This is a genomic window from Aeromonas sp. A04, assembly GCF_047780465.1.
GTDB lineage: Bacteria > Pseudomonadota > Gammaproteobacteria > Enterobacterales > Aeromonadaceae > Aeromonas > Aeromonas bestiarum.
In genome coordinates this window covers 150,210-166,974 of the sequence record NZ_JBLNHP010000005.1, presented here as the reverse complement: position 1 = coordinate 166,974, position 16,765 = coordinate 150,210, and the positions used below count along the sequence as shown (strand labels likewise).

General features: G+C 59.0%; 25 protein-coding genes and 1 other RNA gene. All 26 read left to right on the top strand.

Translation table 11 applies throughout. The features are described 5' to 3' along the window. The first annotated feature begins 54 nt into the window (after positions 1 to 54). The 26 genes from ACM3N8_RS16445 (at position 55) to ACM3N8_RS16320 (ending at position 16,679) form a co-directional block, all read left to right on the top strand. Positions 55 to 2,268: a DNA-binding protein gene (locus tag ACM3N8_RS16445; RefSeq protein WP_416016369.1), complete on the top strand. Its 2,214-nt coding sequence runs from the start codon at positions 55 to 57 to the stop codon at positions 2,266 to 2,268. 41 nt (positions 2,269 to 2,309) lie between these two features. Beyond that, complete coding sequence (locus ACM3N8_RS16440) at positions 2,310 to 3,032, top strand: AAA family ATPase (RefSeq protein WP_125598302.1); 723 nt, start codon at positions 2,310 to 2,312, stop codon at positions 3,030 to 3,032. A gap of 44 nt (positions 3,033 to 3,076) precedes the next feature. Continuing rightward, entirely contained in the window at positions 3,077 to 3,694 is a 618-nt protein-coding gene (locus ACM3N8_RS16435; RefSeq protein ID WP_125598305.1) for a hypothetical protein, read from the top strand. Continuing rightward, on the top strand, positions 3,678 to 4,238 hold the full coding sequence (locus tag ACM3N8_RS16430; protein WP_416016368.1) for a transcriptional regulator: 561 nt from the start codon (positions 3,678 to 3,680) through the stop codon (positions 4,236 to 4,238). The genes ACM3N8_RS16435 and ACM3N8_RS16430 overlap by 17 nt, the downstream gene beginning before the upstream one ends. Positions 4,239 to 4,295: 57 nt before the next feature. After that, on the top strand, positions 4,296 to 4,526 hold the full coding sequence (locus tag ACM3N8_RS16425) for a hypothetical protein (protein ID WP_125729406.1): 231 nt from the start codon (positions 4,296 to 4,298) through the stop codon (positions 4,524 to 4,526). A 10-nt stretch (positions 4,527 to 4,536) separates the two neighbouring features. Further along, positions 4,537 to 4,716: a hypothetical protein gene (locus ACM3N8_RS16420; RefSeq protein WP_005906330.1), complete on the top strand. Its 180-nt coding sequence runs from the start codon at positions 4,537 to 4,539 to the stop codon at positions 4,714 to 4,716. Positions 4,717 to 4,726: 10 nt separating this feature from the next. Continuing rightward, positions 4,727 to 5,347 (top strand): DUF3164 family protein, encoded by a 621-nt coding sequence (locus tag ACM3N8_RS16415; protein ID WP_416016367.1) that lies wholly within the window; start codon positions 4,727 to 4,729, stop codon positions 5,345 to 5,347. Positions 5,348 to 5,359: 12 nt separating this feature from the next. Beyond that, positions 5,360 to 5,575 (top strand): hypothetical protein, encoded by a 216-nt coding sequence (locus ACM3N8_RS16410; protein ID WP_346209397.1) that lies wholly within the window; start codon positions 5,360 to 5,362, stop codon positions 5,573 to 5,575. Then, an RNA gene (locus tag ACM3N8_RS16405) (hammerhead ribozyme type II) lies at positions 5,574 to 5,639 on the top strand. Before ACM3N8_RS16410 ends, ACM3N8_RS16405 begins: the two co-directional genes overlap by 2 nt. 44 nt (positions 5,640 to 5,683) lie before the next feature. Then, positions 5,684 to 5,920 (top strand): hypothetical protein, encoded by a 237-nt coding sequence (locus ACM3N8_RS16400; RefSeq protein WP_005906324.1) that lies wholly within the window; start codon positions 5,684 to 5,686, stop codon positions 5,918 to 5,920. After that, complete coding sequence (locus ACM3N8_RS16395) at positions 5,907 to 6,095, top strand: hypothetical protein (protein WP_157774628.1); 189 nt, start codon at positions 5,907 to 5,909, stop codon at positions 6,093 to 6,095. The genes ACM3N8_RS16400 and ACM3N8_RS16395 overlap by 14 nt, the downstream gene beginning before the upstream one ends. Then, positions 6,073 to 6,684, top strand: a complete 612-nt coding sequence (locus ACM3N8_RS16390) for a gp16 family protein (RefSeq protein ID WP_416016366.1) — start codon at positions 6,073 to 6,075, stop codon at positions 6,682 to 6,684. Before ACM3N8_RS16395 ends, ACM3N8_RS16390 begins: the two co-directional genes overlap by 23 nt. Continuing rightward, positions 6,677 to 7,102, top strand: coding sequence for a Mor transcription activator family protein (locus ACM3N8_RS16385; protein ID WP_416016365.1), 426 nt, complete (start codon positions 6,677 to 6,679; stop codon positions 7,100 to 7,102). The genes ACM3N8_RS16390 and ACM3N8_RS16385 overlap by 8 nt, the downstream gene beginning before the upstream one ends. A 65-nt stretch (positions 7,103 to 7,167) precedes the next feature. Continuing rightward, the gene (locus ACM3N8_RS16380) at positions 7,168 to 7,755 is read left to right on the top strand and encodes a DUF6338 family protein (protein ID WP_416016364.1); all 588 of its coding nucleotides are present in this window, start codon (positions 7,168 to 7,170) and stop codon (positions 7,753 to 7,755) included. A gap of 965 nt (positions 7,756 to 8,720) precedes the next feature. Beyond that, on the top strand, positions 8,721 to 9,305 hold the full coding sequence (locus ACM3N8_RS16375; protein ID WP_416016363.1) for a glycoside hydrolase family 108 protein: 585 nt from the start codon (positions 8,721 to 8,723) through the stop codon (positions 9,303 to 9,305). Continuing rightward, the gene (locus ACM3N8_RS16370) at positions 9,302 to 9,646 is read left to right on the top strand and encodes a hypothetical protein (RefSeq protein ID WP_416016362.1); all 345 of its coding nucleotides are present in this window, start codon (positions 9,302 to 9,304) and stop codon (positions 9,644 to 9,646) included. The genes ACM3N8_RS16375 and ACM3N8_RS16370 overlap by 4 nt, the downstream gene beginning before the upstream one ends. After that, positions 9,639 to 9,860, top strand: a complete 222-nt coding sequence (locus tag ACM3N8_RS16365; protein WP_065402776.1) for a hypothetical protein — start codon at positions 9,639 to 9,641, stop codon at positions 9,858 to 9,860. The genes ACM3N8_RS16370 and ACM3N8_RS16365 overlap by 8 nt, the downstream gene beginning before the upstream one ends. A 21-nt stretch (positions 9,861 to 9,881) precedes the next feature. Then, positions 9,882 to 10,109 carry a TraR/DksA C4-type zinc finger protein gene (locus ACM3N8_RS16360; RefSeq protein ID WP_416016361.1) on the top strand — a complete coding sequence of 76 codons (228 nt, stop codon included), beginning with the start codon at positions 9,882 to 9,884 and terminating at the stop codon, positions 10,107 to 10,109. Further along, positions 10,090 to 10,404 (top strand): DUF2730 family protein, encoded by a 315-nt coding sequence (locus ACM3N8_RS16355; RefSeq protein WP_265455537.1) that lies wholly within the window; start codon positions 10,090 to 10,092, stop codon positions 10,402 to 10,404. The genes ACM3N8_RS16360 and ACM3N8_RS16355 overlap by 20 nt, the downstream gene beginning before the upstream one ends. Next, complete coding sequence (locus ACM3N8_RS16350; RefSeq protein WP_098983780.1) at positions 10,401 to 10,697, top strand: hypothetical protein; 297 nt, start codon at positions 10,401 to 10,403, stop codon at positions 10,695 to 10,697. The genes ACM3N8_RS16355 and ACM3N8_RS16350 overlap by 4 nt, the downstream gene beginning before the upstream one ends. A gap of 110 nt (positions 10,698 to 10,807) precedes the next feature. Next, the gene (locus ACM3N8_RS16345) at positions 10,808 to 11,383 is read left to right on the top strand and encodes a DUF3486 family protein (protein WP_065402779.1); all 576 of its coding nucleotides are present in this window, start codon (positions 10,808 to 10,810) and stop codon (positions 11,381 to 11,383) included. 2 nt (positions 11,384 to 11,385) lie between these two features. Next, positions 11,386 to 12,957, top strand: coding sequence for a terminase large subunit domain-containing protein (locus tag ACM3N8_RS16340; protein WP_416016360.1), 1,572 nt, complete (start codon positions 11,386 to 11,388; stop codon positions 12,955 to 12,957). After that, a complete protein-coding gene (locus ACM3N8_RS16335) occupies positions 12,957 to 14,555 on the top strand; it encodes a DUF935 domain-containing protein (RefSeq protein ID WP_416016359.1) in 1,599 nt (532 codons plus the stop codon). Before ACM3N8_RS16340 ends, ACM3N8_RS16335 begins: the two co-directional genes overlap by 1 nt. Next, positions 14,555 to 16,045: a phage minor head protein gene (locus tag ACM3N8_RS16330; RefSeq protein WP_416016358.1), complete on the top strand. Its 1,491-nt coding sequence runs from the start codon at positions 14,555 to 14,557 to the stop codon at positions 16,043 to 16,045. The genes ACM3N8_RS16335 and ACM3N8_RS16330 overlap by 1 nt, the downstream gene beginning before the upstream one ends. Then, the gene (locus ACM3N8_RS16325) at positions 16,042 to 16,242 is read left to right on the top strand and encodes a hypothetical protein (protein ID WP_043137750.1); all 201 of its coding nucleotides are present in this window, start codon (positions 16,042 to 16,044) and stop codon (positions 16,240 to 16,242) included. The genes ACM3N8_RS16330 and ACM3N8_RS16325 overlap by 4 nt, the downstream gene beginning before the upstream one ends. Next, positions 16,242 to 16,679 carry a phage virion morphogenesis protein gene (locus ACM3N8_RS16320; protein ID WP_416016357.1) on the top strand — a complete coding sequence of 146 codons (438 nt, stop codon included), beginning with the start codon at positions 16,242 to 16,244 and terminating at the stop codon, positions 16,677 to 16,679. The genes ACM3N8_RS16325 and ACM3N8_RS16320 overlap by 1 nt, the downstream gene beginning before the upstream one ends. The last annotated feature ends 86 nt before the right edge of the window (positions 16,680 to 16,765 follow it).

The window sequence follows — 16,765 nt, the reverse complement described above, 5'->3', positions numbered from 1 at the left end:
CATCATGACGCTGCTTTCCGAGTCGCTGGAGATCGATCTGCTGGGAGGTGACCAATGAGCACCTGGTACACCGCCCAGGCGCTGGCCGGGTTGGTCGGCATGCCTGCTTACCCCGATGGTGTGCGCAAAAAGGCCGAGCGAGAAGAGTGGCAAAGCCGCAAGCGCGAGAAAGGCAAAGGGGCCGAATACCACATCGGTTCGCTGCCGATAGAAACCCGCCGCTATCTGGCTGAGAGAGCCGTGGCTGAACAAGGTCAAGCCGTGACCGATCATGCTGCTGGTGGCAAGGCCATGGCCAAGCTGCTGGCGCGTGAGGTGCCGGTCAAACCGGATGCGGGTCGCAAGTTGCTGACGCTGGGGGAGGGGGCGCGCAAAAAGGTTGATACCAGGCTGCTGATCCTGCAGGCCGCAGATATCTTTCTGGCGCCCTATCAAGCTTGCCAGCAAGGGGAGGTGGGACGCCGGGCGTTTATCGAGGCTTACCGTGCCCGCAGCCTGTCACTCCCTGCGAGCGTCTATGATCGGCAAAAACCGTTCAGCCTGATCACCTTGCGCCGTTGGCAGGGGGCGTTGGCTGATGAAGGCCCCGCAGCCTTGGCCGGCAACTACCAGCGGGAGCGGCCATCGACCGTGGAGCAGAGCCCGGATCTGGCCCAGTTCCTGACGGCCCTGGTCACCGCCAAACCCCATCTGGTCAACAAGTGGGGCGCCCTGCACGAGCTCGCCAGCCAATACAACGAGATGAACCAGTTGGGATGGCACATCCCCAGCCAATCCTCCTTGCGCCGCTGGATGGTCAAATGGCTCAGTGACAACAAGGTGGCCTTTACCTATGCCACCAACCCCGATGCCTACAACAACAAATACCGCAGCGCGATCGAGGAGATGTATCCCTGGATGGCTCAGCCCAATGACGTGTGGGAGTTCGACAGCACGCCGGTCGATGCCATGTTGGTGGATGGTCGTCACAGCATTATCGCGGTGATCGACGTGTTTACCCGCCGGGTGCGCCTGCTGGTGGCCAAGACCTCATCGAGCGAGGGGATCTGCCTGCTGCTGCGCAAGACTTTGCTGGCCTGGGGCACCCTCAACGACAACGGCGTGATGCGCACCGATAACGGCTCTGACTACGTGAGCCAGCGGGTCATGTCCATCTGCACCCTGCTCGGCATGAACGTCAGCCGCTCCAACGCCTATTCCGGGTGGGAGAAACCGCATATAGAGCGCTTCTTTCGCACCATGAGCCACGGCCTTATCGAGTTGCTGCCCTCCTATATCGGGCACTGCGTGGCCGACCGGCAGGTGATCGAGGCACGCAAGAGCTTTGCCCAGCGTCTGGAAGAAAAACGCAAACCGGATGCCGAAAAGGAGATCTTCGAGCTGGCCATGACGGCCTGTGAGCTGCAGAGCCTGCTCGATAACTGGCTCGATGCCCGCTACCACAACCGCAAACACGGCTCCATGGGGATGACCCCCAACGAGAAATATGGCCATGCCCGCTATCAGCGGCGAGCCATTGGCGACGAGTCGGCGCTGGATCTGCTGCTCAACCATGTCGGTGAGGCCACCGTCTCCAAGGGCTTCATCAAAGCGGGTGGGCTCAAATACACGGCCCCTGAGCTGCTGGAGCACAACTGGAAGAGCCAGCGGGTCAGCGTGTTCCTCGACCCCAGCGATGTGGGCCGCGCCATCTTGTATCGCGCCGGGGATTGGAACGAGCGGATCGAGGCCGTGAACATCGAACTGCTGGGCAATGGTGTCAGCCCAGATGCCTTCCGCGCCGCCAAACGTGCCGATGCCAAGGCGCTGGCCGGTTTTCGCCGCGAGATGCGCAATGTGGCCAAGACCTTTGGCATCGACCAGCTCCATCAGGATGTGGTGCGCCACTTCGTCTCCCAGGCGCGGGATATCGCCCAGTTCCAACGCAGCGATCTCACCCTCGATAACCCGGCCCTGGCCGCGCTCTCGGGCATCGCAGCTCCCGGTGAACCGGCTCAGTTCAGCGCTGCAGAACTTGCCGCCATTGAGGCCAGGCGAGAAGAGAAAGCCGCCCGCCAGCAAGCAACGGCAGGGCAAGAGTCCAGAGCACTCAAGACCGAGTACGAACAGGCCATTTACCTGGCAGAGAAGGAGTTGGATGCCCCGCTGACGGAGCGGGAGAAGGAGTGGCTGACCCGGTATCTCTATAGCCACAAGCTGATGGCGAAACGGATTCACCGCCATCTGGAAAGCATCAGGGCCACTCGCAACACCCTGGCAAAAGGTTAACGAGCGGCCCTGTAAAACCACAACATAAGGACAAAACCACTATGAAACACAAGATCGTCGAAGTCAAAAACATGATCAAGACCGAGCAGTTGCTCGACAACTTGCTCAACCGCTCCAGCATAGTGCCGGGGATTGGTCTGATCCACGGCCCCTCCGGGTTTGGCAAAACCACCGCCGTCGAGTGGCTATTCAACCAAGACGAAGTGAACGGTATCTATGTGCGTTGCTACAAGGCCGACACAGTGACCAGTTTGCTGGAGCAGATCGCCAAAGAGATTGGCATTCCCCAGCGCCATAACTTGCGGGCACAGGTCGATAGCATCGTCGAATCCGTGCGGGCCGAAGAGCTGGCCATCTTCGTGGATGAGGCGGATTACGTGGTCGGCAATGCCCGCATCATGGAGACCCTGCGCGATATCTACGATGCCACCGAACAGCCGCTGATCCTAGTGGGCATGGAAGAGATTGCCCGCCGAATCAGCCAGCGCAAGCAACTGTTTAACCGCATCTCCCAGTGGATTGAATTCAAACCCGCCGATCTGGAGGACGTGTCCCTGATAGCCAGCGAAATGCTGGAGGTAGACGTGGAGATCGACGATGCCCTGCTGGATCTCATCCGCAAGCGTTCCAACGGTGTCGTGCGCACCATCGTCTCGGCGCTGGACAAGATCGAGAAGATGGCCATGGCCTCTGATGCCCGGATTATCCGGTTGGAGGATGTGGACGCCAGCGAACTGCTGCATGACGTGCGCCGCAACCGGTAGCCGCGAGGACCAGCAAATAACAACAAAGCACGGGAGGGATACCAGTGGTCGGTAAAAGCATAAACAGCAATGCAGAAGCGGCTTGGCGCTGGATGTGCCAACAAGACTCGTTCGATCTATTGGAGGTAGCCGAAGGAAGTCCGCTAAAGCTGAGGAATATCTATCTGGTGGTGCGCAGTTGGTTGGCAAGTGGTCACCTGCGGTGTGTGTATCAAAAACCGTTTGGAAGCAGTGTTTCATTTCGAGGCAGCCGTTACCAAGTCGTAGAGACTGCAGGCGATCCTGCGTTTGGCTCTGGTAATCGTAAAACCAAGCAGCGCCAAAAACGCCGTATCCATCGAAAAACGGTGCAACAAAAGATGTGGAACACCATGAAGATCAGCCGGTTTTTCACCTTGAGCGATCTTGCTATCACCTCTGGCGTCGATGACAGCGGCGCAAGCACTTACACCACCTTCTTGGTTAGGGCTGGGTATGTGCGATTGGTGGACAAGATCGAAGGCTTCAAGGTGAAAGGTAACCAGAATCGTTACCAGTTGATCCGGGACTCCGGGCGTTTTGCTCCCATGGTCAGGGCAACACAGGGGGGATGCTGGGATCAGAACGAACAGCGCTTTTATCAATTTGATGTGAAGGAGGCGCCTCATGGACACGTGGCTTGAGGTGTTACAGGCCGAAGTCACAGCCAGTTCGCTGGCCGTGGTGGCCGACAAGCTTGGTTTATCCAGAACCACTATCAGCCAGGTCTGTAACCAGAAATATCCCGGCGATATGGCAAGGGTACAAACCCTGGTGGAAGGGGCCCTGATGGGCAGCAAGGTGATGTGCCCCATTCTGGGTCAAATACCGGTGCATCAATGTCTTGCCCATCAGCGCCGTGGTCCCCGTGATGTGGGTAGCAGCCCGATGGACATCAAGCTCTGGAAGGCGTGCCGCAGTGGCTGCCCCCATAGCCAACTGGGTGAGGAACAGCAACTACGACGGCCAATGCGCATCTCGGTTGGGTCAAACAACAAAGGCATCGACAAGAGCGCCCGCTATGACGCCGAGGCCACTCTTTCCCGGCTGCGCCGACAGGCAAAAAGCGATGGAGAGAATGCCAGTTCGTCCCTGCGCATCCTGACCGAGCTGTTAGCGGAGGAGCTCAAGATCATGGGCATCAAGTACAACCGGCTGCTCGATCGGACCGAGAAGAACAACCAGTAAACCAGCGGGCTCGGGGTGTGCGGTGGGCCCAGTGATTGAGATCACAAGGAGAATGGGATGAAGAAGAATCTGCAAAATACCGCCGAGCAACTGCGTCATTGGCTGACCGCGAAAGGCTGTGAAGTTCGCACCAGCCAGATCTGCCATACCCCGCTGCTGGCGGTGACGGGGCCACTGCCCAGCGAGATGAAAGCGCGTGCCGTGTTGAGCCGCGAGTGTTTGGCGGGGGTGGTGCGGGAGGTTGCCTTGGTGCGCTTTGGTGGCTGCGTGCTGCATTGGCGCCAGTAAGGAGACGGAAATGGTCAAGATCCAGATCGACATAGAGGACGAAGACCTGGCCAAGGTGGTGCTGCGCCAGTTACCCAAGTTTCTCGACTTTTGCGGTGCGACTCACCAGGAAGAACAGGCGAGCGCATCAGCCCCGGATCAGGCGGCCTATGTGGGCCATCAGATGCCTGGCAGCAACAAGATCCACTAAGGAGAAGCCCATGCAAGAAGCACAGACCGCCAGCACAACCCCGATGCGTCAGAACGCCCAGGGGCACTGGGTACCGGAAAACCTGATCACTCCGGCTGACAAGCTGCGTGATGAAGTGGTGATGGCCATCATCGCGGCCGCCCATGAAGAGCGCTCCCGCCTTGCGGCGTTCAAGATCAACGCCATGCAGCAGATCGCTGACTTTGTAGACCTCTCCGCCGAGCAGTACGGCGTGGCGTGGGGCGGTACCAAGGGCAATGTCACCCTGCTCAGTTTTGATGGTCGTTACAAGCTCATTCGGGCAGTGGGTGAGCACCGCAAATTTGATGAACGGATCCAGGCTGCCAAAGCATTGATTGACCAGTGCATTGAACGCTGGAGCGATGGCGCCAGTAGTGAGATCCGCGCCCTGGTAGACCATGCATTCCGGGTATCCAAAAGCGGTCATATCGACGTCAATCAGGTGCTCTCCCTGCGCCAGCTCAATATCGATGACCCGGATTGGCTGCTGGCCATGCAAGCCGCTGTCGATGCCATTCAGGTGACCGGCACCAGTCAATATCTGCGGCTCTACGAGCGGGATGGCCAGGGCCGTTACATCCAGATGAGCCTAGATCTGGCCAAGTTGTAGGGAGGGAATGCGATGGAAAACGTAAAAGCTCTGTTGAACACCAGTGTGGCCGATGCCAAGAGCTCTCTGGAGTGTCAGCTACGCAGCAATCCGCATCTTGCCCTGAGCGATGCGCAGCTCGCTTTGGACTTCATGGATTCGCAAGATGCCACCGGAGCGGCGCACAAGTCCCGCCGAGCCATGTTGCTCACTATTGTCAACAAGGCGAGAAAACAACTATCCCACTAAGCGAAACGGGGGGCTTGCCCCCGTCTATCCAGCGTGGTGTCTGGGTACTGATGAGCAACCGAACGATCTGGGCCCAGGTCTTCACCGCCTCGATAAAGGAGCACGGCGATGACCAAAACAGAGATGGATATTCGGCTTACCAAGATTTTCAGCGCGGCAGCCATTGCACAGGCAGCCCCTGATAAACGAGCTGTGTGCAAACAGCTCAAGCAGTTTGATAAAGAGGCGCGGGCTCGTGGCTTTCATGCGCTGGCCGGAGAAGCCTGCCAGATGCGCTGGCAACTGGTGGCAGAGCTGCAGCGGGATAGGGCTGTCGCGGGGGAGGTCAGTCATGGCCATGTCTAATTGGCCGCAACTGCTGGCCTATGTGATGAAGTTTGGCCCCTTGAGTCAGCAGCAGGCAGAGCAGTGGCTCGATAGCCGTTGTCCTCAGTGGCGCAGCGGGCCGGACGTGATGGCGGCAGGGCAAATCTGGACGGCAAAGGCAGGAGGGAAAGGTGAGCGCAATCAAGAGCGATGAGCAGAACAATAAGCCAAGCAGTGACCGCACTCGTCTGATCCGGCTGGTCCAGGTTGGCAGGCGAGCCCTGGGGCTCGATGAGGAGACCTATCGTGAGCTGCTGACACAGCAGAGCGGCAAGCGTTCGGCAGCCGAGCTGACCCTGCAGGAGCTGGACAAGGTGCTGGTGGCCATGAAGGCGGCAGGCTTTAAACCGACCGTTAAACGTCCTGTTAAAGGGGCTGCCAGCCAGCGTTTAAGCCCCGTCAGCGGTGCCCTGGTCAGGACGGGAGAGATAGGCGTTATCCGGGCAGTCTGGATCACCATGCACCGCCATGGCCTACTGCGTGATGGCAGCGAGACTGCGCTCAATCATTACGTCGAGCGCCAGACTGTGCGGATAAACAAGGGGATCGGGGTGGCTGAGGTGGCCTGGCTCAGTGATGCACTGGCGTACAGGGTGCTGGAATCCCTCAAGAACTGGCACAAGCGGGAGATGGTCAAGGTGCTGGAAAGTGCCAAGCTAGCCGTCCCCATCAATGAGAAAACCGGGCGGGTGGCAGGCTATCAGGCCGTTCTCGGAGTTTTTGAGGAGATGCTACATGGATAAGAACCTCGACTTGTTTGCCGACGATCATGAGTCGCTGGGGCAGTTGGTGGACCGGCTGGATCAGATCCCTGTGACCGAGCTGACTGCCAAGTGGCCCAAGGCGCTGGCCGAGCTGGTGGATGTGCTGGCCTGCGAACTGGCACGGGGCGGCATTGCCCCCGATCTTGCCCGGGCTCAGGCTCGCAAGCTGGCGCTGGTACAGGCCCATTATATGGGCGGGCGTGCCTACTATATCCCCACAGGTGATCACCTCAAGGCTGCGCTGCGGGACCGGGCCATTTGGGATGAGTTCAATGGCCGCAATATCGACCAGTTGGCCCGCAAGCATGGTCTGTCGGTACCCCAGACCTATGCAGTAGTAGCGGAGCAGCGGCAACTAACCCGGCGGCGGCATCAGCCAGATCTTTTTGGCTCCTAGTCGGTGTTCCCATCTCTCTCCAATGGGTATATATTATCCTAATTATCAGCATCTTGGTGTCTTCAATGAGCTTGGAAATTCTCGAACTGAATAAGTTATTGCTGTTTGTTGCGTTTGTTATGCCAGGGTTCATTGCAATCAAGGCATACGAGTTGTTTGCAGTAGCTAGTGAGAGAAAATCCACCTCCGAACAACTCATTGATGCTGTGTCATACAGCTGTATCAACTATGTGATATGGCTGCCAGTCGTTTATATGGTTGAGTCAGGTGAGCTAAAAAACGTGCATTTCTGGTTGTACGTTATTTTTTATTTTTTAGTTCTATTTGTTTCTCCTGTTTTGATTTCATATCTGTGGGTGACGGTCAGAGTTAAGAAACTAAGTCTCCACCCAATACAAAAACCATGGGATTATGTTTTTTCCAAAAGGCAGATGTACTGGGTAATCGTTACCCTCAAGTCCGGTGAAAAGGTAGGAGGACTTTATGGTTCTGAGTCTTTTGCTTCAAGCTCTCCTGCACCAGAACAGATATTTTTACAAGATTCATGGATTATCAATGATGATAAATGTCTTGAGCGGACAAAGGATGGCTCTGCTGGAATATTGATATTGTCCTCTGAAATTCTTTACTTAGAGTTCTACAAAGCTGACTGAGGCGTAATAAATGACTGTAAAAAATGATAACAATTCATCAGGTAATTCAAATAAGCATGGTTATCAACCCAAAGATTCCGGCGAATCAGGCACTTCTGGTGTAAGGAGTGGGTATCAGCCTACTGGAACTGGCGGTAGCCCGACAAATCCACCGCCCAAAAAACCATAATCAAGAGGTTTACCGTGTCTCAAGATACATCCAAAACATCATCTTCTCCCTTACCTAAAGTCGGTGGTTTTGAAGGGTATCAACCAAAACCTGCGGGTGATGGGTCGGTCAAGTTGAACGACGGTTATCAGCCATCAAAAAGTAGCGTTGTTCCAACAACTCCACCCAAGAAACCCTGAAAGGAACTTTATATGTCCGGCTCTCGAGTTAAAGATAATACCTTTTTAGCCAGTGTTAGTGGATATACTCCAAAACCTCGCCCAGAGTCTAAAAGTAATGAGGCACTTGCCACTAATGGTTATCAACCTACGAGAAGTAGCGGCACAAGTCCAATACAACAACCTCCAAAGAAACCATAAGAAGGGTTTCGTATATGACTCAAAAAAAGAATGATCAAGGAAAAATTGTCGAACGTACACCAAGTACGGGAAAGCCACGGGAATGGAGGGATGTAAAAAAAGGTTATCAGCCTAGTAATCGAACAGATAGTAGCGCTGATAACCCACCCAGTCCACCCCCCAAAAAACCGTGAAGACTGGAGAGTAAATTATGAGTAAGAGGCCGACAGATTTCCCAAAGGGAACTCCCGGAGTTGGGATGGATGGATATCAGCCTATTCTTCAACCAAAACCAAGTGGGAATACGACTAACACAAACAGCTATCAGCCACCCAGAAATAGCGGTGTTAACCCAACGACCCCACCACCCAAGAAGCCATAGTTCTAATCCACCATAAACCCATGCCATAGAGGCCCCTCGGTACGCTGCGAATAACGCAGTTAATCGAGGGGCCTTTATGTTGCCTTATACTTTTTCTTCCGCACTTGCCTGGTTGCTTCGTCCCGATGTGGAAGGGGGCGAGGTCAATCACCCGGCCGACCGGGGCGGCCACACCAAATACGGTATCGCCGATGCCGCCGACGGCAAGAAAGACGGCATGGCCGATCTCGATCGAGACGGCCAACCGGATATCGCCATTCGCGATCTGACACCTGCTCACACCGAATTGTTTTACCGAGCCAACTACTGGTTACCCGCCCGCTGTGATCGGGTCGATAGCGTCTGCCCGCTGATTGCCATTGCGCTGTTCGATGGGGCAGTCCACCACAGCCCTGGCCGTTCGGTGCGTCAGCTGCAGCAGGCACTGGGCATCTTGGCCGATGGGGTACTGGGCCCGCAAACCTTGCGGGTACTGGCCGCCAAGACGGGTCGGGATGGTGGCCGCGCCCTGTTGCTTGGCTTACTGGAAATCCGCGCCAGCTACATGCTGGGCATAGTGCGCAAAGACCCGAGTCAATGGGCCAACGCCTGGGGCTGGGTCAACCGCCTACTGCGCCTGCAAAGCTATCTGCTTTCGACCCGATTCGGGGAGGTGGCATGAGCAAACCCAGCTTGGTTAGCACCAACCTCATCAAGAAGCTCCGCCAGGCGCTGCAAGGGATCCAGGCCGCTGGCTGCTTTGGCATTCCTGAACTCAAGAACCCCCGTTATCTCGCCTGCTTCAAGGATGGGCGCCGCGCCCACCTCAAGGCGTACCTGGCCAACCAGAACACTACCAGTGCAGACCTGGAGACGATCCCGCTTTACAGCCACCACGCCACCCGTCAATCCCTGTTCGCTCAGGGCTGGCGTTCGGTCACCGAGCTGGATCGCCTGCGGGCCCGTGCCCGTCTTTCCCCCTGTCAGTTCCAACCCCCACACAAGGAGCCTCAACATGGCTGATTCTCTGTTACCCCAAGCAAAGTCGGCGTTCAAGAGCCGCACCGTGATCGGCGGCCTGATTGCTGTCGGTGCTGGTATTGCCGGCCTGTTCGGTGTGCCGGTCGATGTCGGCACCCAAGCCAGTCTGGCCACCACCATAGTGGATCTGGCCAGTGCAGTCGGTGGTCTGGTTGCTATCTGGGGCCGCCTCAAAGCGACCCATGTGGTCAAGTAACCGGCCCGCAAGGAGACGACCTTGAGCGACCCCATAGACCGCGCCCAGCAGCTCGATGCCGAGCGAACCGGGCGCCTTATTCAGTCCCATCAAACAAGGTCAAGGCCCCAGGGGGATGGCATCTGCTGCGATTGTGATGACGCCATCCCGCCCTCGCGCCTTGCTGCAGAACCGGGTGCCGAGCGCTGCATCGAGTGCCAGGCCCTGTATGAGCGCAAGGAGGCAGTCCGTGTGGGAATTCATCGTTAAGAACTGGGGGCCCTTGTATGCCCTGGCCAGTTTGGTGGGGCTGGTGGTCATCATCCTGCTCTCCAAAACCTACGCCAAACGGGAAGATCTCACCGCCCTGGTGGCGCGGGTACAACGGGTGGAGCAGGCGCTGATCGATCTGCCGAGCGAGCGGGAGCTGCACAAGCTGCAGCTGGAGATAAGCGAGCTGCGTGGTGAGCTGCGAGAGGTCAAGCCGGAGCTGCGCCAAGCCCGCCGCCTCGCCGACATGCTGCTGGAGAATGAACTCGCAGCGGTACAGAAGGAGAAAGCATGAGCATTCAAGCGATATTGGATTCCCAGCAGCGCCTGGTGATCTTGCGCTCCCTGCTGGATATCGGTGGCGCGGCCAACGAGTCGATCCTCAATGACTGCCTCGATCAGTTGGGTACCGGCCGGGTGACCCGGGATCGGGTAAAGACCCTGCTGGCCTGGCTGGAAGAGCAGGGGCTGGTGCGCATCGAACGCCTCGCCCAGGTGCAGGTGGCCCACCTCACCGGCCGTGGCCAGGACGTGGCAGAAGGGCGGGCAACCGTGCCGGGCATCAAGAAGCCCCGAGCTGAAGACTGAGGAGGATTAGCCATGGCCGAGAAACCGACCCACACCGTACCCGAATTGAAGCCGGCGGCTCACGACAGTGCATGGCTCGGCATCAAGAAATGCAGAGCGGAGGATTAGCCATGGCCGAGAAACCGACCCGGGGCCGTGCCAGCAAGGTGTGGCTGCTGCCCGAGCCTATCCGCGATGCCCTCAACGCCATGCTGCGTGACAAGGGCAACAGCCAGGCCGCCATCCTGGATGAGATTAATGGCCTCATCGAAGAGGCCGGGTTGCCTGACGATCTCAAGCTCTCCCGCTCGGGGCTCAGTCGCCACGCCAGCCAGGTGGAGCAGGTGGGCCAGCACCTGCGTGACTTGCGAGAGACCACGGCGGCACTGACTTCCCAGCTCGGTGACAAGCCGATGGGGGAGACCACCAAGCTCATCCTGGAACTGGGCCGCTCCCAGCTGTTCAAGGCGATGCTGGCCCAGGTGCAGAACCCGGAGGAGGCCGTGGATATCGACATGCTGAAAAACGCCATGCTGGCGGCCCAGCGGCTGGAATCCACCGCCATGCAGAGTCACAAGCGGGAGAAAGAGATCCGCCAGGCCTTCGCCGAAGAGGTGGCCGCCAAGACAGAGGCGATCGTCACCCAGGCGGGGTTGAGTGGTGAGGCTGCCGCTGCCATTCGCCGTGAAATTCTGGGGATTGCCTGATGATGAGCGAGAGCCCTATGGCGCAGACCGCCGTTGCCCGTTCCCAGCAGTTGGCGCAAGAGCTCGGCACCGAGTACAGCCCCGACGAGGTGCTGTTGCCTTATCAGAAGATTTGGATCGCCGACGAGAGCCCGCTCAAGATCGCCGAGAAGAGCCGCCGTACCGGCATCACCTGGGCCGAGGCCGCCGATGCAACGCTCACGGCCTCCAAGGCAAAAGCGGCTGGCGGTGGTCATCACTTTTACGTGGGCAGCAACAAGGAGATGGCCCGCGAGTTTATCGACGCCGTGGCCATGTGGGCCAAGGCGTTCAACAAGGCTGCCGGGGAGATCCAGGAGGAGGTATTCACCGACGATGAGGATAAAGCCATCCTCACCTTCGTGGTCTATTTCGCCTCCGGCTTCAAGGTGCAGGCGCTCTCTAGTAACCCCTCCAACCTGCGGGGGATGCAGGGCAATGTGACCATCGACGAGGCCGCTTTCCACGACCGGCTGGCCGAGGTGCTGAAAGCCGCGCTGGCGCTGACCATGTGGGGCGCCAAGGTGCGGCTCATCAGCACCCACAACGGGGTGGATAACCTGTTCAACCAGCTCATCAACGACAGCCGCGCCGGCAAGAAGCGCTACTCCATCCACACTATCACCCTGGACGACGCCTGCCGGCAGGGGCTCTATCGCCGGATCTGCCAGGTCAAGGGAACGCCCTGGACGCCGAAGGCAGAGGAAGCCTGGAAGGCGGGCCTGCTCAAGGACACCGCCACCGAAGAAGACGCCCTGGAGGAGTATTTCTGCGTGCCCAAGCAGAGCAGCGGCGCCTATATCAAGCGGATACTGATTGAGCGGGCCATGCAGCTGGATATTCCCATCCTGCGCTTTACCGCACCAAAGGACTTCGAGCTGCAAAGCGAGGAGACCCGCAAGGCAGTGGCCGAGCTCTGGTGCGAGGAACACCTCAAGCCTTGCCTGGCGGCGCTTGATCGCAGTTGCCGTCATGTGCTGGGCGAAGACTTCGCCCGCAAGGGGGATCTCTCAGTGTTTGTGCCGCTCTCCATCGCGACCAACCTGCGTAAACGGGTGCCCTTTGTGGTGGAGCTGGTCAACGCCCCCTATGAGACCCAACGCCAGATCCTGTTTTACCTGTTGCATGGGTTGTACCGCTTCACGGCAGCAGCCTTCGATGCCACCGGCAACGGCGGCTATCTGGCGGAGGCCGCTCGGCTGCGCTGGGGAGCCGGGATGATCGAATGCGTGATGCTCAATGACCCCTGGTATCGGGAGTGGATGCCCAAGCTCAAGGCCGAGTTTGAGGATGGCAACCTGACGATCCCGCGCCATGCGGACGTGCAGGACGATCTGGGCAAGATCCAGGTCATCAACGGCATCCCCAAGATTGACAAGGGCAAAAACACTGGCCAGGGCGGCCAGCAGCGGCACGGCGACTTTGCGGTTGCCCTGGTCATGGCGGTGCGGGCCAGCTGGATGGAAGGGGGCGCCATCGAGTTCACCCCTTTGCCTGGCAAGCGTGACGAAACGCGCAATGATGACTATCACCGATATGAACGAGGTGCCTGGTAATGAGCGGGATCATAGACATTCACGGCAATCCGCTGCGCCTGCAGAAAGAGCCGCAGAGCGAGAACGATGCCAAGCTGGCTCAGCTGCGCCGCCACTACAGCGAGCACCCGACCGTGGGGCTGACGCCGGGCAAGGCTGCGGCGGCATTGAAAGAGGCGGAGGAGGGGAGCCTTATCGCCCAGTGCGAGCTGGCCGAAGACATGGAGGAGAAAGACGCCCATCTGCAGAGCGAACTTGGCAAGCGCCGCCGTTCCCTGCTGGGGGTGAGCTGGACTATAGAGCCACCCCGCAACGCCACCCCGGCCGAGAAGCGCGACAGCGAGATGATCCGCGAGCTGATAGAGGACTTCACCTGGTTCGACGATGCCATTTTTGACGCCACCGACGCTGTGCTCAAGGGGTTCAGTGCCCAGGAGTTCAGCGGCTGGGAGATGGTAGAGGGGCTGCAACTCCCCAAGGGCATCGTCTGGCGTGATCCCGCCTGGTTCCAGACCCACCCGGATGACTGGAATCAGCTGCGGCTGCGCGATGGCAGCAAGGAGGGGGCGGGTCTTAATCCGTTCGGTTGGCTGGTTCACAAGGCCAAATCCAAATCGGGCTATCTGGCCCGCACCGGCCTTATCCGCACCCTGGTCTGGCCCTTCCTGTTCAAGAACTACAGCGTGCGCGACTTGGCCGAGTTTCTGGAGATCTATGGCCTGCCGGTACGTCTGGGCAAATACCCGGAGGGGGCCACCGAAAAGGAGAAGGCGACCCTGTTGCAGGCTGTGCTCTCCATCGGTCATAACGCCGGGGGCATTATCCCGAGGGGTATGGAGATCGAGTTCCAGAACGCCGCCAGCGGTCAGGCCGATCCCTTCGTGGTGATGATGGAGTGGTGCGAGCGCTCCATTAGCAAGGCCGTGCTGGGTGGAACCCTGACTTCCCAAGCTGATGGCAAGAGCTCGACCAATGCGCTCGGCAACGTCCATAACGAGGTGCGCCAGGAGGTGCGAGATGCCGACTTGCGCCAGCTGGCCGCGAGCCTGACCCGGGATCTGGTCTATCCCCTCTATGCCCTGAACGGCAAGAGCTATCAGGGGCCGCGCCGCTGCCCACGGCTGGAGTTCGACGTGACCGAGCCGGAGGATATGCGCGATCTGGCCTATCCGCTGCGTGCCCTGGTGGGGATGGGGATGCAGATCCCGGCGCAGTGGGTGCGCGACAAGCTGCAGATCCCGGCTCCCAAGGAGGGGGAAGAGGTGCTGGTCATCGTCGATAATCAAGCCGCGCCGGGGGAAGCCGCCCTCAAGGCACAGCTCGCCGCCCAGGTTGTCACCCCTGGGCTGGCTGCGCTTGTGGCCAGCAAGGCTCAGCCGCGAGGGGATAACAACGACGCCCAACTGGCCCGGCTGCAGGCCGAGATGGCGCCCTTGCTGGCGGGCATGACAGATGCCGTCCAGGGGGTGGTGATGCAGGCCACCACCCTGGAGGAGATCCGGGATGGCCTGTTGGCGCTGGAGCCGGCACTCAGTCATGATGAACTGGGTGCCCTGCTGGCCCAGGCCATCGCCGCCAGCGAGCTGCTCGGCATGCTGGAAGTGGAGGAGGGCCGCTGATGCCGGTTCGCTCTTCACCAGTCAGATATGGCTCGCTCCCCTTTGCCGAGGCGATCGCCTTCCTTCGCCAGAAGCTCGATATGCCGAGCGAGCGCTGGGCTGATGTGTGGCGCGATGCCCATAACCGGGCCTTTATGGTGGCGGGAGCGACCAAGACGGATTTGCTGGCTGACCTGCGCAGTGCAGTAGACAAGGCGATCAGTGAAGGCCAATCCATCGGCGTGTTTCAGAAGGCATTCAAGGACATCGTGGCCCGCCACGGTTGGGATCATACCGGCCCGGCGTCGTGGCGTTCTCGGGTCATCTTCGAGACCAACCTGCGCCAGAGTTACAACGCCGGGCGCGAATATCAGATAGAGCGTATCAAGCACCAGCGCCCCTATGCTCTTTATCGCCATGGGGACTCCGAGCACCCGAGGGAGTTGCACCTCAAGTGGAACAACCTGGTGCTGCCGGTGGAGCACCCCTGGTGGAATACCCATTCCCCGAGCAACGGTTATGGCTGCAAGTGCAAGAAATTCTTGCTCTCGGCAGCCGACCTCAAGCGGCGCGGCCTTGAAGTCGGCAAGGCGCCGGATGACGGCGATTATGAGTGGGTGGATAAGGCGACCGGGGAGTTGCACAAGCTCCCTAAAGGTATCGACCCCGGCTTTGATTACCGGCCCCAGACCCCGGCTGCCCTGACCAAGGCCGTAGCCAAGCGGGAGGCAGCCAAGCCAGCGTTGGCCGAGCGGCTGCCAGAACGGATGGTGGAGAGTGCCTATTCCAGTGCCAAGGGGGTGAGTGCGCAGGGCTTGAGTGACCTGCTGGCCCAGTTGCCAGCCCCTCAGCGCGAGCCCTTGACGGCCTTCCTCAAGGCGCACCCGGTCAAGACCTTGTTTATCAAGCAGACCGAGATGGGCAAGGGGGCAGCCGGGCTCAAGGTTGCCCCGGCCATTGCCGAGTATCTGGGCAAGGATGCTTACCTGGTGCGCGCCTTCTACCATTCTCGCCGCGCCAGCATGACCAATGGCTTTACCGCCAAAAGCTGGGATCATCTGGTGATCAAGGTAAAGGGGGGCGATACTTTCAAGACGGTCGATATCAAGGCGGTGCAAGCGGCGGCCACCGAGGTGGTGGCGGATGCCAAGAGCAACAGCGGTCCCCGGCAATGGCAGCCAAGAGGGACCAGCGGTGAGACCCTGCGCCGCCATTGGAGCGTGTCGGCCAATGTGGGGGCCAGGCAAGGTGAGTCGGCACAACGGGTATCGACCTGGCTGCACGAACTGGGGCATCAGGTCCACTTTTGGGCCGGTGAACCGGATTTGACGGGGGTTGGCTTGCTGACAGAGTATGCCGGCAAGACCAGGATGGAAGCCGCCGCCGAGGCGTTTGCCGCCTGGGTATTGGCCAGGGACGCCATGGTGGCGCATTTCCCCGAGCTGGCCAAACGGGTGGAGGCCATGTTGGCCCAGGCCACGGCTGCCAGTGGCAAAGGAGAGAGAGGATGACCTTGTTGGAACAAGCCAGTGCCCTGCTGGCAAAGGATGGCCCCTTTACCTTGGCACAAGCCAAGGCGCTGGATGCGCTATGCGAGCAAGCCCGTGATGCGGAAGCCGACCTGATGGGGGATCTCTGGGAGGCCGCCATGGTGAATGCGGATGAGGAAGCGCTGCACTATATGACCACCTTTGAGGATGAGATCTGATGGCGGGTAGCTTTATCGCCATTAGCCACCATGGGGTGGCCGATGCCCACGAATTGTTGGCTCGCCTCTACCAGCGCACCGGTGATCTCAGCGAGCCACTGGCCGATATCGGGGAAGGGTTGCAGCTGTCGCACCGAGACCGCTGGGATGCCCAAGAAACCCCGGAAGGGGAACCCTGGGCACCGCTCTCGGACAAGTACCGCGCCCGCAAGCCGCGCTATGCTGATGAAGTGCTGCGCCTCAACGACGATCTACGCGATACCCTCAACTATCAGGCCGAACCGCAGACCCTCTATTTCGGTACTCCGCTGGAATACGGTGCGGCTCATCAGTTCGGCCGCCCCGAGGTCAACCTGCCCGAGCGCCCCTATCTGGGGTTGTCGGAAGAGGACCGGCAAAGCGTGCTGGAGACGCTGAATCGGTATCTCATTCCCTAACGCCTGTAACGCGCTATACCCCATTGCATTCTTCAAGGAATACGGATGGATGACATGATGCATCTAAATCCTTGTGCGTCGTCTTA

Bases quoted from the DNA above. Each gene is read 5' to 3' on its own strand.
- ACM3N8_RS16445 (WP_416016369.1), top strand. From the start codon at position 55: ATGAGCACCTGGTACACCGCCCAGGCGCTGGCCGGGTTGGTCGGCATG.
- ACM3N8_RS16440 (WP_125598302.1), top strand. From the start codon at position 2,310: ATGAAACACAAGATCGTCGAAGTCAAAAACATGATCAAGACCGAGCAG.
- ACM3N8_RS16430 (WP_416016368.1), top strand. From the start codon at position 3,678: ATGGACACGTGGCTTGAGGTGTTACAGGCCGAAGTCACAGCCAGTTCG.
- ACM3N8_RS16425 (WP_125729406.1), top strand. From the start codon at position 4,296: ATGAAGAAGAATCTGCAAAATACCGCCGAGCAACTGCGTCATTGGCTG.
- ACM3N8_RS16420 (WP_005906330.1), top strand. From the start codon at position 4,537: ATGGTCAAGATCCAGATCGACATAGAGGACGAAGACCTGGCCAAGGTG.
- ACM3N8_RS16415 (WP_416016367.1), top strand. From the start codon at position 4,727: ATGCAAGAAGCACAGACCGCCAGCACAACCCCGATGCGTCAGAACGCC.
- ACM3N8_RS16410 (WP_346209397.1), top strand. From the start codon at position 5,360: ATGGAAAACGTAAAAGCTCTGTTGAACACCAGTGTGGCCGATGCCAAG.
- ACM3N8_RS16400 (WP_005906324.1), top strand. From the start codon at position 5,684: ATGACCAAAACAGAGATGGATATTCGGCTTACCAAGATTTTCAGCGCG.
- ACM3N8_RS16395 (WP_157774628.1), top strand. From the start codon at position 5,907: ATGGCCATGTCTAATTGGCCGCAACTGCTGGCCTATGTGATGAAGTTT.
- ACM3N8_RS16385 (WP_416016365.1), top strand. From the start codon at position 6,677: ATGGATAAGAACCTCGACTTGTTTGCCGACGATCATGAGTCGCTGGGG.
- ACM3N8_RS16380 (WP_416016364.1), top strand. From the start codon at position 7,168: ATGAGCTTGGAAATTCTCGAACTGAATAAGTTATTGCTGTTTGTTGCG.
- ACM3N8_RS16375 (WP_416016363.1), top strand. From the start codon at position 8,721: ATGTTGCCTTATACTTTTTCTTCCGCACTTGCCTGGTTGCTTCGTCCC.
- ACM3N8_RS16370 (WP_416016362.1), top strand. From the start codon at position 9,302: ATGAGCAAACCCAGCTTGGTTAGCACCAACCTCATCAAGAAGCTCCGC.
- ACM3N8_RS16365 (WP_065402776.1), top strand. From the start codon at position 9,639: ATGGCTGATTCTCTGTTACCCCAAGCAAAGTCGGCGTTCAAGAGCCGC.
- ACM3N8_RS16350 (WP_098983780.1), top strand. From the start codon at position 10,401: ATGAGCATTCAAGCGATATTGGATTCCCAGCAGCGCCTGGTGATCTTG.
- ACM3N8_RS16345 (WP_065402779.1), top strand. From the start codon at position 10,808: ATGGCCGAGAAACCGACCCGGGGCCGTGCCAGCAAGGTGTGGCTGCTG.
- ACM3N8_RS16340 (WP_416016360.1), top strand. From the start codon at position 11,386: ATGAGCGAGAGCCCTATGGCGCAGACCGCCGTTGCCCGTTCCCAGCAG.
- ACM3N8_RS16335 (WP_416016359.1), top strand. From the start codon at position 12,957: ATGAGCGGGATCATAGACATTCACGGCAATCCGCTGCGCCTGCAGAAA.
- ACM3N8_RS16330 (WP_416016358.1), top strand. From the start codon at position 14,555: ATGCCGGTTCGCTCTTCACCAGTCAGATATGGCTCGCTCCCCTTTGCC.
- ACM3N8_RS16325 (WP_043137750.1), top strand. From the start codon at position 16,042: ATGACCTTGTTGGAACAAGCCAGTGCCCTGCTGGCAAAGGATGGCCCC.
- ACM3N8_RS16320 (WP_416016357.1), top strand. From the start codon at position 16,242: ATGGCGGGTAGCTTTATCGCCATTAGCCACCATGGGGTGGCCGATGCC.